This window comes from Globicatella sulfidifaciens DSM 15739 (genome assembly GCF_900167405.1).
In the GTDB taxonomy this organism is placed as follows: Bacteria; Bacillota; Bacilli; order Lactobacillales; family Aerococcaceae; genus Globicatella; species Globicatella sulfidifaciens.
In genome coordinates, this window is sequence record NZ_FUWO01000012.1 from 51,073 (window position 1) to 68,300 (window position 17,228).

The following is a 17,228-nucleotide window of genomic DNA, read 5'->3' on the forward strand; positions in this document are numbered from 1 at the left end:
TCTTCTGGATCTGTCGGTTCCTCTGGATCCGTTGGCTCTTCTGGATCAGTTGGTTCTTCTGGGTCCGTCGGTTCCTCTGGATCGGTTGGTTCTTCTGGATCCGTTGGTTCTTCTGGATCCGTTGGTTCTTCTGGTGATAGAACATAATCATCTCTATGAGTTTCACCATTTACTATAATCTCTCGTCCTATAACTGTCCCATTTAAATTATGATTTAAAATTATTTTAGCATCCGGAGCTAAAATACTTCCTGTTACAGCAGCTGTGTTTTCTATTACACCTTTATACATATAGTCTGACTCACCTGAATCATAAACATTCCAGATAACGTTAGCTCTAGACCATTTATTGACTTCACCAATACTTATAGAGCTACCATCTGTAAAACTTGCAATAGATTTAGGAACAAAAAATTTATCTCTTATATCCATTTCTTTCATATCTATGTTAATAATCAGTGTAGATATTTTTTCTGTATTAAATCCTTTAATACTAATAGGTCTATCAGTTTTAAAATCATCTTTTTTGAAATTATAGACATAGATATCTGAACTTTTACCAATTATAATTTCTTGATTATTTTCATCATTATTATTAATAGTAGTTGCATTATCTTTAAAACCTGCTATTTTTTTGTTCACCTCTTTAGTTTCTTTTTCGACTTCAGCAAAATCTATAAACTCTACATCAGTATCTTGCCATAACGAATTAGGACTATTAGACTTATTAGGTTTATCTACCTTAATATTGTCAATAGACCAAGCATTCCCATTATCTATTTCATCTATTTTAACCTCTTTCCCAACAACTAAAATAGAACCTTCATAAGGTGTAGCACTAATAGGAGCATTTCCTGAAATTGTTTTTAAATAGCTAATCTCTTTTACTCCATTAGTACCGAAATCTCCTTTGTTTATGAATTTATTTGCTAAAATATTTCCATGTACATGAACATTTCTTTCCACCTTATCTAAACCTACAAGATGAAAACCACCAGCAATACCAAATAAGCTATCTTTATAAAATTCTGTGTTTTTATATGTATTACTTTCATTTATTAAAATAACGCCGTTATCATCTTTATCTGCATCACTGAAATGCTTTTCAGCAACGTTGATAGCTACCTCTTCACGGTCTGCCCCTTGGTGGCGCTCGACAACAGGCTCGCTCACAACTACTTCTTCAGTTTCAATTTCTCCTGTTACATTCACATTTTGGACATTTTTTTCCACCGGTTCAACTTTTTGGGATTCACCTTGTACTACATCGGGCGTTACCACCACTTCTTCCGTTGAATCAACTTGACCATCTTCTCCTAGAGGAGTCGGTGTTACTCCTTCTTCTGTTAGAACATCTTGATCACCTTGATCGGGTGTGCTGGCTTCTACTTCTTCTTGTTCTGTTGGCTCTACTTCTTCTTGCTCTGTTGGCTCTACTTCTTCTAGTGCTTCTTCAACTAACGGAACTGTCTGTTCAACAGCTTCTTCTGGTGCCTCTCCAACTAATAGAACTGTCTGTTCAACAGCTTCTTCTGTGACAACCTCATTATATACATTTTCCTCTGTTGCATGAACATTCTGCATCCTGGCATTTGTAAGTATTGTCGCTATAGTTAGACTGGTTAAGAGAGTCTTATAACCAGGTCTGTACTTCTTTTCCATTTTTATTCCCCATTTTCTTTTTTATTTTTTATTTTTGGTAAATTATATTACTACTACGTAATTTCTTTCATAATTCATGGTATGGAAGATCTTAAAGAAATAGTTATGTATTTGTGAATTATCACACTTATCATAACACAACTTTGTTTTAAAATCACTTACATTTTGGCTTTATATACTATTTCTTTTAAATTATTAATTCAAGTGGAGCACTGAATGTAAAAGGGCCAACAGCATTCATTCCTGCTGTTGGCTCTTCTTTAGTTAAATCATTTAATCGATCGACTATTTCTTTGCTGAAATGGGTATAGATGAGGTAGTCGGACTTGGTTTCTTTGTCGAATGTTATTTTGTCAATGAATATTCGTAAGATTTCCTTGGTATCCGCCTTACTATCTGAATCCATTATGGCTCGATTAGCTACTTTCATTACCTTAGACACATCTTCTGTTGTGACTTTGTACCCTTCTGCTTGTAGGAGTTTTAGAAGCTCGTCTTTCCTGTGTTTCTTTTCAATGTACTTAATTTCTAATTCAGTCATTCTTCCCTCAAGTTCCTTAGTTAATTCAGGATTTGATTAACTCTTGCCATTTCTTTAATTTTTCCATCTAAGCCATTTAACTCCATTTCCCATGGTTTCTGATTCGCCTCTATCTGTTCGTTCATTTCGTCTACAACCTGCTTTATCTGTACATAAATGATTCAGACTACAGGATTTCTCTCTTTGTTTTATATAAGTACAATTTTTAAAAATAAGAATCTTATCACTTGTGATATGGCTCATTCCGAACTACTGATCACAATTATGACTAGCTTTTAAAATCAGCTAGTGAATCCGCATTAGTTTGAGCTGTGGTTTTACGTAAAAACCTCACTTATTTATGGTACGCATGTCCGTATCATCGATAGGTAATAAAATCTATTAGCTATTTTGATACGATATAAAATGAATCTCAATGTAACTACCATTCTTTTTAGATCAAGTATATACAGACTGTACATACCGTTTCTGGATTATATTTTTTAGATGGTAGCGCTTTTCCTACCCCTTTATTCTGGTGCAGCTGGATGACCCATTAACCTTTGCCAAGCAACATCAGAAGGGAACGGATGCACTTCTTCAAAGGCTTCACAGTAAACATCAAGGAGTTCTTTTAACTTAACAATATCTGTTTTTTCTAGAGTATGGATTCTCATCTGGTGTGCTCCTTTTTTTATGTGAGGGTCTTTACTGAATATTAAACGATATTTGCATGAAGCTCAAGCAAACTGAAAATTCCTACTCACACCTCACCTTTTCATTAATCCCACTTTGCGGCCACATTATTTAATCGTCTTTCCTCAAAAAAACAATATAAATTTACTATTTGAAAGATAAATCTTTAAAGATTAATATGCTATAATTATAATGAATAGTGTTTGAATGACAAATGTTTGTTAGTGGCGAGCAGGTTTTGACCAAAGGCAGAGAGCGACGGGTTTAGTTTATATTTCATTTCTTATTTCACAAGGCGTCTAGCTTCATGATTTCTAGAACCATGTAAGTTTCCTTTTTTAAAATAGAGTCTTCACAATTTTTAGTAAAACGGTTTGTCATCATAAACATGAGGAGGAGTCACATTGAAGAAGCAGGTTAACGTTATACGTTTAGGGATTGTCTTACTGTTGTTTGCTGCGATCTCTTTTATTTTTTTCCCCAATCAAGCTGGACAAATATCGGGAATGGGCATGATGAACATGAGCGGTGAGGTCACAACCGAATTAGTGCCGTCAAACGAGCCATCGAATAAACTAAATCTTCCTTCTATTCTTGAAGGTGTAACCAACCCAGATGGAGAGATTTCTTATACTATTACCGCACAGCAAGGCAATACACAATTAAAAGAAGGGGCAGCCACCCAAAGCTATGGTTATAACGGCTCTATCTTAGGACCAATCATTCGCCTAAGAACCGGTCAACAGGTTTCCATTCAAACTGAAAATGAATTGGATACGGCTACTTCCTTTCATTGGCACGGTTTGGAAGTACCATCGAATCTAGATGGTGGACCACATTCGCCTATTGCTCCCAATCAAAGCGTCAATTTAGAATTCACGGTTAATCAGGAAGCGGCAACCCTCTGGTTTCATCCTCATCCCCACGGTGAAACAGCAGAACAGGTTTATTATGGCTTGGCGGGTCTAATTTATATCGAAGACGATCATTCAGACTCTTTGGCGATTCCTAAGGAATATGGCATCAATGATTTTCCGGTTATCATCCAAGACCGCCTCTTCGATGAAAATAATCAGCTCAACTATTCCACAGCTTATAGTTCTGACGGAACTTATGGGGATACCTTGGTTATAAACGGAACCATTAACCCTTATGTAGACGTTAAGAATGAAAAAATCCGGCTGCGTCTCCTTAATGGATCCAATGCCCGCAACTACCAATTTCATCTGTCTGATGACACTAGTTTCTACCAGATTACTTCGGATGGTGGATTCCTGAATGAACCTATCCCAATGGAAAGCTTGCAACTTGTTCCGGGGGAACGGGCGGAGATTATTGTTGATCTCAGCAGCTATACTATGGGGGACTCCATCCAATTAATGACAGGTAATGTCCCCGTTCTAACGCTTAATGTGACCGAAGAAACTACCAAAGAAGATGTTCCTTTACCAACTACGATGAATACCATCACTCATACAGCTGATGAGGTATCCCCGGATAAAAAGATGACTTTTAGTGGAATGGGAAATATGGTCACGATTGACGGCAAACAATTTGACATGGACCGAATCGATTTGCAAGCAAAAGTAGGAGAAACAGAAGTCTGGGAAATAGAAAACACACGACACATGATGGGTGGTATGATTCATCCCTTCCATCTTCATGGTCTTCAGTTCAAAGTGCTAAACCGAAATGGCGCAATCCCTCCTGAAAATGAACGAGGTTGGAAAGATACCATTGCTCTTTATCCTGGTGAGAGCGTCCAAATTGAAGTTGACTTTCCAGAAAAAGGCCTCTTCATGTATCACTGTCACCTTCTAGAACATGAAGACACTGGTATGATGGGCCAAATCTTAGTAGAATAGGATCTAAGCAAAGTGGAAAGTTTGATTTCTAAATCTCACAAGCTAAAGCTAAATAGACTCCATAAAAAGGCACTCCAGATGATGTGTTGTGATCCTAAATCCTTGTCAGGATTTAGGACTCGCTCCACTATATCAGAGTGCCTTTTTATCTTGATGTACTAACGTTCAATCCTTAATCCTTCCAAGTAATAAGGCGCTGATAAACCCTTTTTTCTACCATACTCCCCAATTCCAATGGCACTGACAAAGAGCAGTAGAGATAACTCTTGTGAAACTCGCAAGCTAAAACAGACATAATGGTGGCTAACTGATAAAATTATCTTCTGATTTGCTAGCTGCTTTATATTTTTCGATGGCAATTTGGCGTTGAATCTTATGGTCTACTATCGGTACTGGGTAGTCCTGCCCTATGATGCAATGAGACGTTTCTTGAATGTTTAATGGCATACGGGCCGGCTCATGCAGCCATTTTTTAGGAACATCAGCTAGTTGAGGTAGATAGTGTTTGATGAACTCACCTTCTGGGTCATACCGTTCAGATTGAGTAGTCGAGTTGAAAATTCTGAAATAAGGCGCTGCATCGGTCCCCGTAGAAGCTACCCATTGCCATCCACCAATATTACTTGCTGGATCGTAATCTATCAGCATTTGTTGGAAATAGCGTTCTCCCCACCGCCAATCAATCAACAAGTCCTTGGTTAAGAAGGACGCCGTAATCATTCTAAGACGATTATGCATCCAACCGGTTGTGTTTAATTGGCGCATAGCTGCATCGACAATAGGAAATCCAGTCTCACCTTTCTTCCATAGGTTGAATAGATCAAGGCTGTTATCCCACTCTATGTCCTTGTATTGACTCTGAATGGCTTCTCCTTTCTGCCTCGGGTTCTCTACATAGACCATGTTATAAAAATCACGCCAAGCCAATTCTTTAATAAAGGTTTCTTGCGCATCGGAAGGTATGTAATGAATGATCGCGTCAAATACCATGCGAATCGAGATTTCACCTGTGCGTAAATACGAAGATAATTGGCTAGTTCCATTAATACTGGGATAATCGCGCTGAACTTGATAATTTTCTAATTTATCCGCGATGAACGAATCTAATTTCGTGAGCGCCACTTCAGTGCCTGGATGATAGAAAGATAATGGTTCCCATAAGCGGTTGAATATTTTCAAAGTCTCTGGATCTTGATTTAGTTCGATGGTTCGAGCAAAAGATAAATCAACCGAAACCGGCTTTTCTTTGTGTAAAGCTCGCCAAACTCGATAATAAGGCGTAAAAACTTTGTAGGCCTTACCAAATTGATTCTTCACATCTTGACTTCCATGCAAGTAATGATCTTGAAAGGCGTGAATTTTAATAGCATGAGTTCTGAAATAGGTCGCAGCACGCTGGTCGCGTAACCGCCCATATCCGGCTTCATCATAATTGAAATAAACATCCGTCCAATTAGGTAAAACTTGTCTTAATTGATCAAACGATTCTTCTAGTTCTCCATAGAGAAGGTAGAGTTGAATGCCTTCTTTGGCTAAACTTTGTCGCAAATGTTCGACACTTTGAAGAAAGGCAGACTGGCTATAAGAATATTCATGAGTTAATTGTTCCGGGTTCAAATGAAACACACACAGAACATCCTCACTATCCTGGAATGTCCTGGCCAAAGCTTTATTATCAACCATTCTTAAATCACGCCGAAACCACATCACAGTTGTCATTCTTTCTCCCCTTCCTATAGCAAATTATCAGGTTAGCAGTATGATGTTATAAATTGGGCATTTGCTGACTTCTGAAGTTCTTATTGATAGCTGTTCTTTCGCGGATTCTCTCCTAAAAGGACCATTGATAGGTAATAAAATCTGTTAGCTATTTGCATTCCATCACAAATCTCTAACTGCTTAATCACTCACTGAATAATTCTCTATCTTAGTAATCACATGATAGAAAGCCATCTAATTACACGCTAATCCTAATGTTGAAATTAAGTAAATTATATATATTCACAAAAAAGCGTTGCATCGTTAAACACTTTACTAATGTTGCTTAATTAATGAAATCAAAGCCTTATAACATACTTTAACAGCTTGCGTTTGTAAAGCGTTGCATTGGCGTTGTATCACTAAAAATGCCTTAAAACTCATTAAGCTTGTTACAGACTATCGGTTCTTTAAAGAGTAAACCGTTGAAATACTCTCTCCTCTTTTTATCACTATATCTTCTGAGATTAAATGGTTCAAAAGTCTGATGGTCTTATCTTTTGAGAACTTTACATGTTCTTGAAATTTTTTTCTTGGTGCGCTTTGAACTGTCGATAAAAAATTAATCATTACGAACATTTCTCCATTAATATTATCTTGATTTAATAGATAATTTCGATTATATAATGTAATTTTAAAAGAGTTTTCCGTCGCTGCTATGTCTGGTTTTTTATTAAAATCAGAATACAAACTATAAATCCGTCTTATTCCAGAACCAAAATTCTCCATATATCCTATTTTATCAAGCACATGGACAATCATCGGGTTACGCCGGGCGAATGAACTTCTATCCGATTATCAAAAAATTCTATTCGTATATCAGCCGATTGACTGTAATCTCTATGGGCAAATGCATTAATAATTGCTTCCCGAATAGCTTCCACAGGATAAGACGCCCGTTCTTCTCGTTTTGCTTCTCCAGTGATTATAGCCGAAGTTGTATTTAATAATTTGGCATAATTTAAAGTATCATCAATTTGGTTAATAATGGAACCTATAAAATTTTGTTTATCTTTAAAACTTTTTGTATCTAATCCATTGTATACTGCTAATTTCGTATAACATTTGCTTTGATCACTTAAAATATTGTGTTTTGCAAGCGAGTTGTACATAAGATTGCAAAACACAGTTTGATGAACTTACTTCTTCATTCAAGCAGAGCTAACAGGTAAATCCTGTTTAACTCTGCTTTATTTTTTGATAACAGTGATGGTGAGTTAAATTTTTCATCACACAGTCCAATGTCTATAGAGCACTCTCATTTCGATTGAAGGTTAATCATCTCCCGAAATCCCGTCAGTTTTAGAGGGTATGTATGGAGGTATTAGATTATATTTATAGTTAAATTGACGTTAAGTTTACATACGCACAAGATACTTGTCCTGCTTACATGAAAACATTCTTATTGAACTTGAAAATATTGTATTATACTTATTGATTTTCGTTGTTATTCTCTTTCAATGAATCAATCAATTCTTCCATTTCCTTAATTTCCTTTTTTTGCGCTTGTATAATCTCTTCACTTAACTGCTTAACTCGCGGATCTGTTATATTCGCATTCTCACTGGTTAAAATAGCGGTTGAGTGGTGAGGAATCATTGCTTTCATCCATGCAATATCGTTTACCCCTACTTGATTTTGAATCATGTAAAAGGAACCAGCAAAGAGGAAGACTGCTCCAACTAAGATGATGGCATTCAATTTTTTATTATCATACATTTTCCACATAAATAACATCATGACTACAGCCATTACTGCGCCCATCAAAACTGCCATATAAATACGCGTTTGACTCAAGTAAATATGTGAGAAGTCATCGACATTTACGAACATTAAGAAATACATCACAATTGTAGACGTTAAAATCATTAACCCAAAACGAATATATTTTTTCATTTTTAAATCCTCCTATCATATTTTCGTTCAGTTTACTTATCTCTAGTATAGTTAATAACAAAACTGATAGCAATTATAAGGTGTCATAATTGCTTGCAATCTCCCGAAACCCCGATAGTTTTAGAAGGTATGCAAGGAGAGTTAGGCACCGATTATATGTAAAATGATGTCAATTTTATCATCATTTATGATACGCATGTCCATTGATAATTCTAAATGCACGATAAATTTGCTCGACCAACACTAAACGCATCAATTGATGTGGCAAAGTAATGCGCCCGAAACTAACACTCAAATCAGCCCGCTGCTTTAATTCTTCAGCAAGGCCGAGTGAGCCACCAATAATAAAGGTCACTTTACTATGACCATAGGTCGCATAGTTTTCCAAGGTATTGGCTAATTCTTCAGAGGTTATTAATTGCCCTTCAATTGCTAATACAATTACTTTTCGATTCGCATCTATTCGAGCACTAATCTTTTCAGCTTCTTTATTTAAAACCAACTGGATTTCATTATCACTCATTGACTCAGTAGTAGCTTCATCAGGTACTTCGAATATTTTAACTTGAGCATAATTACCTAATCTTTTAATATATTCAGCAATACCCTGTTTCAAATATTTTTCTTTTATTTTACCAACACAAATTATTTCAATATTCATTTGATCACCCTTTAATCTTTTCATAATAATCATAGCATTTATTGAAAATATTTTGTATCATTATACTATCGAATGATACATTTGAATGGAGGAAATATTTTGAAACCCACAATTATTGGTGTTTTAGGATTAGGTGTCTTTGGAAGAACTATTTCAAAACAACTTGGTCGTTTTGGCCGTGAGGTAATTGTTGTTGACAAAGACCAACATAACATTGATTTAGTAGCCGATGATGTCACAACGGCCACCATCGGAGACTTTACCGATTATGATTTATTAGAAGATATTGGTATCGCTAATTGTGATGCAGTGGTTGTCGCAACGGGTACTAATTTGGAAAGTGCGGTACTCGCAGTCATGCACTGTAAACGATTAGGCGTACCTCATATTATTGCCAAAGCACACAGTGCTGTTTTTGAACAAGCCTTAAAGGAATTGGGAGCAACTAAGATTATTTCACCTGAGCGTGATTCAGGTAAACGTTTAGCTTCTCAACTGTTGAGAACTCATATCGGGGAAGTTTTATCACTTGATGACAACACTTCAATCGTTGAATTCTCTGTTCCAGATAAATGGGTAGGTAAATCAATCCTAGCTTTAGAATTACGTAAAAACTACGACATGAACGTCATTGGGTATCGCCCATATAAAGGCGCAAAAATGACTTCAACTTTAAATATTCAAGCACCGATTGAAAAGGGAATGATTTTTGTCGCGATTACGGATTCGCATCGATTTGAAGAACATGATTATTTAGATCGTATTAATTAAAATCTATTAATCATCAATATTTCCTATTACTAGCCATAAGGTTTTATGTTAAAAATAATATAGGATATGCTCATTTTATGATGATTTTTTACTTATCAACAGGAGTTATGCACAGAAATTGTGCATAACTCTTTTTATTGTTAATAACCTTCCTAAAGCTTGATACATCATTATTTTCATGTTAATGAAATAGTTACTATTTACAAACTAAGCTTATCAACATAGGAATCTAGTTATCAACAGATTTCTGTGCATAAGTGTGTGGATAGGTGGTGAAATTAATTATAATTTATTTTTGAACTATCATTATAATTGTTTTTTTGGTATACATTGATCATAAATATATAAAAATGACAGACCAAAGGCCTGCCGTTAAGAAAAAGGGCATTGATTAAACTTCTTGATTTCTATACATTTTGATAGTTTTCGGTAACAATAATAACAATAAAAGAATTGGTGTGTTGTAAGATGAAATGCAACACACCAAATTCTTATTAAATATTTCTGCTTTAAGTTGAGTTTAGTAGATTATTATTTGCTGAACTTCACTTTCAAACAGAAATGTTGAGTTCAGCTTTGGCATTTACCAATGAACTGCATTTTTAACGAAAAAAATGGAGTTCATGTCAACAAAAAACGCTAAACTTCAATTCTCTCACTTTCACTCTTACTTACTGATAATACTGTGCCTGTGCACTCCATAATTCCTGGTACTTTCCTTTTTCATTCACCAGTTCTTTGTGTGTGCCTCTTTGTACGATCTCCCCTTGATCAAAGACGAGTATTTCATCGCAGAATTTGGAGCTTGAGAGTCTATGGGAAATATAAAAAGCTGTTTTATCTTTTACTAAGTTATCAAAGTTTTGATATATTTCAAATTCAGTCATTGGGTCCAGTGCAGCGGTCGGCTCATCTAAAATCATAACTGGCGCATCCTTATATAAAGACCGAGCGATGGCTATTTTCTGTTCTTGGCCCCCAGAGACACTGACGCCTGATTCTTCAAATTCTGTTTCCAGGTAGGTTTCTTCCTGATTGGGTAGATTTCTAACGAAGTCGCCTAACCCGACTTTATCTAAGGTAGACAACACTTTCTTTCTATCAAAAGAGGGTTTTACAGAAACGTTTTGTCCCAATGAAAATCCGACTAGATGGTAGTCCTGGAAGACAACGCCAAACAGATTGAAGTATTCTCTTAAATCATACTTATGGGCATCGATTTTATTCATTTTTATTGTCCCTTCACTCGGTTCATATAAACGAGTCAGTAGCTTAATAAACGTTGTTTTACCTGAGCCATTTTCTCCAACTATGGCATACTTTTTACCGACTTCAAACTTTTCAGTGATGTTCTTTAGGACTGTTTCATCTGAGCCGGGATAAGAAAAACTCATATTCTCTATTGCGAAATGATAGTCATTATCTAACCTTTTTTCTACAGGTAAACTGCCGACGACCTCTTCATCAGGCAAGTCCATGAATGCATAATACTGCTCTAATTCACCTGGTGAAGAAATCATCATCATGCTGTGCTGGATAACATCTGGTAAAGCAGAGACCATTTGACTGAGTGCGCTGGAAAGTTGAATAATCAAAGCAACAGGTAAAGCTCCGATTAAAACAAGCAAGCCGACATAGGCATAGGTCAAATAGGTCATCACCTGAAATAAGCCGGTAGTAGGGATCATCATGGATCGAAAGTGTTTATAGTTTTCAGACAGTAATCTCCCTGTCTGTTCAGACTCAGCTCTTTTATTTTCGATCATTTTTTCAGTTAAATTGTAGAGGCGCATTTCTTTTCCAGACTTAAAGTCCTGAAGGATCCCATCTTCATAGAAAAATAGGGCATTAGATTCTTTCAATTCCGCCAGAAGCGCTGTAAGTCGTTCGCTTGATTTTTTGGATGACGCGATTTGAATCCATACACTGATTCCAATCAGTAGAAGGAAGACACTAATAATAAGACTCGGACGCATCCACCAGAATCCGTCTGGCAATAAGGCTGTGTCTACTCTAAATAACGGAGTGAGTAAAATACCCCCCCATATAATACTGACCAATCTAGGCATCATTTCTTTTATACGGACATTAATCATTGGAAGTGAAGATTGGCTGCTCATCATATTACGATTGATGATATCTAATTCTTCTCTTACTTCGGAACTTTCTGCATAATGGTAATGCATAGTTAACATCTTTTTATTTGGTTCAGCAAAGAGTTTTCTCAAAAACAGAGAATCCTCATGAGTGACTAGCGGGTCTATCCATCCAGAAATCAGCTGCAACACCAACAAGATTACTAAATACTGCACGATTAATGAAGGGATCCGGGTCATGTCATTCCTTGTTAAGGCATCCACAATTTGGGTCATATAGATGTAGCTGATAAAAGGCAAACTGTATCTCGCCAATGAATGGATAAAGAACAGCACATAGTAAGTTTTGCCTATTTTAAACAAATCTTTAAAGGCACGTTTATACACGGTCAGTTTTTCCATTAAATCACCCCTCCTGTAACGACTGGCTCGTCTTCTTCCTCTTTTTCTTCCTTATCATGTTTATAGTAATAAGCTTGTGCTTCGTAAAGCTTAAAGTAATCTTTTTGCTTAGCCATTAATTCTTCGTGCGTTCCGACTTCTGTTATGTCTCCATCTTTGATGTAAATGATGCGATCACAAAAACGAGTTGATGAAAGGCGGTGAGAAATAAAAACAGACAATTTATCTTTAGAAAACTGGAAGTAATCCTGATAAATCTGATGTTCGGCGATGGGATCCAAAGCCGCTGTCGGTTCATCCAGTAAGAGAACGGGTGCGTCTTTATATAAGGCTTGAGCCAGTTTCAGTTTTTGTAACTGCCCTCCGGACAAATTCACTCCATCTGGATAAACGGCGCGCACAATTTTTGTCTCGTCTCTCGATTTGAATTTTGAAATGATGTCAGTCAAGCCACTTTGTTTCAGAACACGATTATACTTCAGTTCATCAAAGGGCAAGCCTTGAATGACCGTCTCTTTAATGGAATAGGTCAATAAAAATTTCTCCTGAAATACAGGCGAAAATAAAGCATAATAGTCTGAAATATTAAACTCACTCTGAGCTACTCCGTTAATATAAATTTCCCCACTATCCGGTTTAAGCAAACCGGCAATTAAATTAGTCAGCGTCGATTTCCCAGCCCCATTTTCTCCTACTATAGCTAGATTTTCGTAAGGTTTAATGGTTAAAGATACATTATTTATCGTTGGTGTATCATTATTCGGATAAGTATAGGACACATTTTTTAATTCGATGGACAAGGGTTCTTTTGGCAAAGATCTGCCCTCTTCATGGTTAAATACTTGACCCTGAGACATAAAGTCATCATATTTTTTTGTCTCATTTAAACTCGTATTCATTTTACCTATAGCATTGACTAAGGTCATGATGGTTTGAGCCAGGATTGTAACAGACCCGGCAAAGATGACAAAGCTAGAAACCGGAATAGCTCCCGCCGCAATCAATTGAACACTTCTAATATAAGATAAGGCGGATAGACCGATAATCCCTACATTTACCAAGGTGCTTTCTGTCCATGTCACCCTTACTTTCGGTTTGATGATCCGGTGGTATTCCGCAATTGTTTTATCTTCAACTTGCTTGAACCAGTCTTTCATCTGGAAAATCCGTACATCTTTAGTGATACGGGATTCCCCGTACACTTTTCTCAAGTAACGTAATTTTTGGGAATTGGCTGCTTTCGCTTGAAATAATTTGCGGTCCATCTTCACTTGCCATACGTTAAAGAAGACAACGATAAGCAGAAAGACACCTACTAAAACAAGAAACAGAGATTCTAGTTGACTTAATATATTGATATACAAAACAACCCCTAGAAACGAACTCATTAATTCAATGATTTCCGTTACCAATCGGCCAAAAAGGGTCGTATTATTGTCGGTTAATTCACTGGCATTGTTATATCTTTCTTGCGCTTCTTTTCCTATAATGAGCGGATAATCCAGCTTCAAATACTTCGTTTCAATTTTATTTCTCATAAAATCTCTCAAATGGTTCATATTCTCTTCTTGGTAAAGCATAAAATAATAGTTACCCATTTGAGCGATTCCAATAAGAACAATAAACACGAGTAGTCTAAGCAAGTACTCCCTAATCGCTACCCCTTCCATTAACCACTGAATCACAAAAGCAGATAAAAGCAATTGGAGTAAGGGTAAGGCCGCGCTAATAAGGGTAGCTAAAAGAATGGCTATAAATACTGTCGGTTTGAATGCATATAATTCCTTCAATAAAATTTTTGAATACTTCATTTTTTCTTTCATCTTCATCACCTCAATCGTATCTTACCAAAAAAAATACACTCCCTATTCAGAAGTGTATGAATGGTTAGTATTTGGTTACGAACGGTTTTCAAGCGGCAACGTCACTTCTGTCGCAAACACGCCATCTTCCCATTTACGGTTGACCATGCCTTGATATCTCTCCACTGCCTGGTCAATTCGGTACAAGCCATAGCCTCTTCTATTGATACTTTTTAATGAAAACAGAGAAGGTTTTGGATTCTCTGTCATCGTGTTCGTCACATTAATATACAATGTGTTTTTCATTGGTGCTATGTACAAACGAATAAAACGTTCATCAGAAGAACTGGATTCTTTCTCAGTCGCTTCTATAGCATTGGTCAGCAAGTTACCCAATATAATTGCTAAATCGACATGCTCTACACCCAGTTCATTTGGAGCAATGGCTGTCGCATAGAGGGAAATCCCTTTTTGTTTAGCAGCTGTCAACTTTGTATTAACGATGGCATCTATCATCGTATTTCCTGTTTGAATGATCGTATCGACTTGATTCAATTCATTGGTCAGCTGTTTAATATATGCATCCAGTTCATCCAGACGGTGGTCATTCATTAAGGTGTGCATCACCTGTAAATGATTGCGATAGTCATGACGAATGCCTCTCATCTGTCTATAAATCGTTTCGACTTCTACACTGTATTGGTCGAGTTCCTTTTCTTGTATTTTATAAAAATCAATGCTCTTTTTTTGCCTAACTATAATTATTCCTGCACTGAGAAGGATAATAAGTACGACGGTTAGTCCTATCCAATCAGTCATTGTAAAACACCGCTCCTTTATTAAAGGCAATAAATTTTTCTTGAACTGTTTTAGCGAGACGCCTAGAAACAGGGACGGTTTGTCCGTTGGATAATTCAACATCTGTTTTTAATAGGCGATGGATGTGAGCGACATTGACTAAGTAACTTCGGTGAGTCTGGATAAAGTCAGCGTTAAGCTTGTCCTCCAATTCTTTTAAAGGACGAGTGACGGTTATCACTTGATTGTTTAAATGAATCTCACATTCACGTTTAATGACTTCAATGTACAGAATATCATCCAGTAGAAGTTTATGCATCTCACCTTCTGCTTCCAGTGTTAAGGTTTCTTTCACTAAGGGTTTTTTATCGAGATGTCTTTGAATGACTTGCTTAATTTTGTCTCTTTCAATGGGTTTGAGTAGGTAATCCAGTGCCTGGACTTCATAACCTTGAACGGCATGTTCGGCGAATGCGGTCGCAAAGACGAGCGACACTTCATGGTCTATTTCTCTTATTTTCTTAGCCACTTCCAACCCATTAATCTGCTTCATCTCGATGTCCAAGAATACAATATCTAAGCCCTTGTTGTCTTCTAACTCAAAAAGAAAGGCTTCTCCACTTGAATAGGAGGATACTTTTGCGTGTAGACCCATTTCTCTGATTGTTTGATTGATTAGTGACTTCATCGCATCGAGTTGAATGTTTTCATCATCTACTATCGCTATGTGTAATTCTTTTGACATTCAAAGACCTCCTCTTCTCCAATACTCATACTATCCGTTCCACTTGATTTTTCCTAATCATCGTCGTTAGACATAATATAACATAAATGATTGATGGCAATAACAAACAATTAGTGGTTGGTCGTTTTTTTAAGCATTATGGTGTTTATTATTATGGTGTGTTGTAAGATGAAACGCAACACTAAAAAAAGACATGAAGATTCATTATACTTAAGTTACCACAACATAGTATAAGACTAACTATATGAAGTCAAGTAGAAAACAAAAGAATTTTATGAAAGATAGCAAAAGACAATTTAATAAAAATGAGCTTGGGAAATAAGGCTTAATAAAAGGCAATTTTAAAAAATGAAGTTATGTTTGAGGAATAAACTGAGTGTTTGTTTTAAGTAATTTAAAAATAACTCTGATTAGCTTTTTAGCAACGTGTGTAAGAGCAACGAAGTGGTGTTTACCTTCCTTTCTCTTTCTCTGATAAAAATTTTTAAAGCAAAAATCCCTCATAGCTATTAATCTAGAAGCATTAAGGATAGCCCATCTAAGATAAGGAAGAGCCACGTTTAACCATAGAAACACTCGTAGCGATAAATTTACCAGACTGATGAGTGGCTGGATCAAGGCCAGCAAAAGCTTGTAACTGAGCAGGAGTATCAAATCTATTGATATCAACAATCTCAGCTAAAATAATAGAACCAAGATTGTAAGAAATACCAGGGATAGATAAAATAGGAGAGTTTAATTCAATCATAATATCTTCTATCTTAGCATCTAGTTCATAAATTTTAGAAGAATAGAAATTAATCATATCAATCGTTTGAACAAGCTCAAAGCTACTTGCATCAGAACTAGTTCCAATAGAATTGCTAGCAACATTTCTAAATTCTAACGCCTTGTCCTTAGAATATTTTCCTCTAGAATTATCTTTAAGGAGATTAGAAAGTCTAGTAAGATGAGCATTTGCGATTAATTCCTTTGAAGGGAACTCATAGAGAAGAGCCATAGTAGATTTTTGATTAATCGAGTAAACGCAATTCTCAAGCTCTGGAAACACAATCTCAATGATTCTAGCAAGCGAGATTTTGAGCCTAGCTAATTGCTCTTTAAGCCTAGAACGATATCTAGTAAGTGACTTAAGCTCCGTAACATGATAAGATAAATCCAAGTGGGGTTTAGCATCACTGGAAGAAAGCATAAGAGCAATTAACTTAGCATCAATTTTAGGCTCTATACTTTTTGGTGTGGGTGAACAGAAATTAATCTGTTTATTCACACCTTTTTTAAATCAATACAAAAAGTCATGGAATTCCGATATAATCTAATTAGCGACTAAACTATTAGAAAAGAGGAACTCACATGACCTACTCAAATGATATCAGAAAATTACTTGAAATAACAGACCCTAATATCACTTTTATTGAAGGATGTTTGGATCAAGATGCCATCACATTGAACGGTGTCCTTTACCAGACAGTATCTGCCACGCTTTCTTATGACCCAGTGGCTTGCCCCTGCTGTCATCAAAAAAATATTAATAACTCTATTTTGAAGCATGGCTTT

15 protein-coding genes and 1 pseudogene are annotated in these 17,228 nt (G+C 36.3%); 3 read left to right on the plus strand and 13 right to left on the minus strand.

The window, feature by feature from the left end; genetic code table 11:
- The 3 genes from B5D12_RS07150 to B5D12_RS10205 form a co-directional block, all read right to left on the minus strand.
- Positions 1-1,661 (minus strand): collagen-binding domain-containing protein (locus B5D12_RS07150; RefSeq protein WP_159443889.1); only part of this gene is annotated, 1,661 nt, incomplete at its 3' end.
- Between the two features lie 187 nt (positions 1,662-1,848).
- Entirely contained in the window at positions 1,849-2,202 is a 354-nt protein-coding gene (locus tag B5D12_RS07155) for a hypothetical protein (protein ID WP_078756176.1), read from the minus strand.
- Positions 2,203-2,711: 509 nt separating this feature from the next.
- The gene (locus tag B5D12_RS10205; RefSeq protein ID WP_159443890.1) at positions 2,712-2,858 is read right to left on the minus strand and encodes a hypothetical protein; all 147 of its coding nucleotides are present in this window, start codon (positions 2,856-2,858) and stop codon (positions 2,712-2,714) included.
- Positions 2,859-3,281: 423 nt separating this feature from the next.
- On the opposite strand from B5D12_RS10205, the gene B5D12_RS07160 reads away from it, so the two are divergent.
- Positions 3,282-4,742, plus strand: a complete 1,461-nt coding sequence (locus B5D12_RS07160) for a multicopper oxidase family protein (RefSeq protein WP_234982935.1) — start codon at positions 3,282-3,284, stop codon at positions 4,740-4,742.
- Between the two features lie 303 nt (positions 4,743-5,045).
- Here B5D12_RS07160 and B5D12_RS07165 read toward each other — a convergent pair whose 3' ends face one another.
- From B5D12_RS07165 to rlmH, 5 genes are all read right to left on the minus strand, one after another.
- Positions 5,046-6,461, minus strand: a complete 1,416-nt coding sequence (locus B5D12_RS07165; RefSeq protein ID WP_078756177.1) for a cryptochrome/photolyase family protein — start codon at positions 6,459-6,461, stop codon at positions 5,046-5,048.
- Between the two features lie 438 nt (positions 6,462-6,899).
- Positions 6,900-7,262 carry an ATP-binding protein gene (locus B5D12_RS07170; protein ID WP_078756178.1) on the minus strand — a complete coding sequence of 121 codons (363 nt, stop codon included), beginning with the start codon at positions 7,260-7,262 and terminating at the stop codon, positions 6,900-6,902.
- Positions 7,259-7,612, minus strand: coding sequence for a putative DNA binding domain-containing protein (locus tag B5D12_RS07175; RefSeq protein WP_078756179.1), 354 nt, complete (start codon positions 7,610-7,612; stop codon positions 7,259-7,261). Before B5D12_RS07175 ends, B5D12_RS07170 begins: the two co-directional genes overlap by 4 nt.
- Before the next feature lie 319 nt (positions 7,613-7,931).
- Positions 7,932-8,396 (minus strand): DUF305 domain-containing protein, encoded by a 465-nt coding sequence (locus tag B5D12_RS07180; RefSeq protein WP_078756180.1) that lies wholly within the window; start codon positions 8,394-8,396, stop codon positions 7,932-7,934.
- A gap of 181 nt (positions 8,397-8,577) precedes the next feature.
- Positions 8,578-9,057 carry a 23S rRNA (pseudouridine(1915)-N(3))-methyltransferase RlmH gene (rlmH, locus tag B5D12_RS07185; protein WP_078756181.1) on the minus strand — a complete coding sequence of 160 codons (480 nt, stop codon included), beginning with the start codon at positions 9,055-9,057 and terminating at the stop codon, positions 8,578-8,580.
- A 99-nt stretch (positions 9,058-9,156) separates the two neighbouring features.
- Here rlmH and B5D12_RS07190 point away from each other — a divergent pair, with 99 nt between their 5' ends.
- The gene (locus tag B5D12_RS07190; protein ID WP_143412060.1) at positions 9,157-9,828 is read left to right on the plus strand and encodes a potassium channel family protein; all 672 of its coding nucleotides are present in this window, start codon (positions 9,157-9,159) and stop codon (positions 9,826-9,828) included.
- Between the two features lie 671 nt (positions 9,829-10,499).
- Here the strand turns inward: B5D12_RS07190 and B5D12_RS07195 are convergent.
- The 5 genes from B5D12_RS07195 to B5D12_RS07215 all read right to left on the minus strand — a co-directional run bounded on the left by B5D12_RS07195 (position 10,500) and on the right by B5D12_RS07215 (position 16,941).
- A complete protein-coding gene (locus tag B5D12_RS07195; RefSeq protein ID WP_078756183.1) occupies positions 10,500-12,326 on the minus strand; it encodes an ABC transporter ATP-binding protein in 1,827 nt (608 codons plus the stop codon).
- A complete protein-coding gene (locus tag B5D12_RS07200) occupies positions 12,326-14,149 on the minus strand; it encodes an ABC transporter ATP-binding protein (RefSeq protein ID WP_159443891.1) in 1,824 nt (607 codons plus the stop codon). Before B5D12_RS07200 ends, B5D12_RS07195 begins: the two co-directional genes overlap by 1 nt.
- Positions 14,150-14,224: 75 nt before the next feature.
- On the minus strand, positions 14,225-15,049 hold the full coding sequence (locus tag B5D12_RS07205; protein ID WP_078756185.1) for a sensor histidine kinase: 825 nt from the start codon (positions 15,047-15,049) through the stop codon (positions 14,225-14,227).
- Positions 14,940-15,671, minus strand: a complete 732-nt coding sequence (locus B5D12_RS07210; RefSeq protein ID WP_078756186.1) for a LytR/AlgR family response regulator transcription factor — start codon at positions 15,669-15,671, stop codon at positions 14,940-14,942. Before B5D12_RS07210 ends, B5D12_RS07205 begins: the two co-directional genes overlap by 110 nt.
- 538 nt (positions 15,672-16,209) lie before the next feature.
- Positions 16,210-16,941, minus strand: a complete 732-nt coding sequence (locus B5D12_RS07215; RefSeq protein WP_078756187.1) for a transposase — start codon at positions 16,939-16,941, stop codon at positions 16,210-16,212.
- A gap of 83 nt (positions 16,942-17,024) precedes the next feature.
- On the opposite strand from B5D12_RS07215, the pseudogene B5D12_RS10070 reads away from it, so the two are divergent.
- A pseudogene (locus tag B5D12_RS10070) lies at positions 17,025-17,228 on the plus strand (hypothetical protein); the annotation flags it as partial.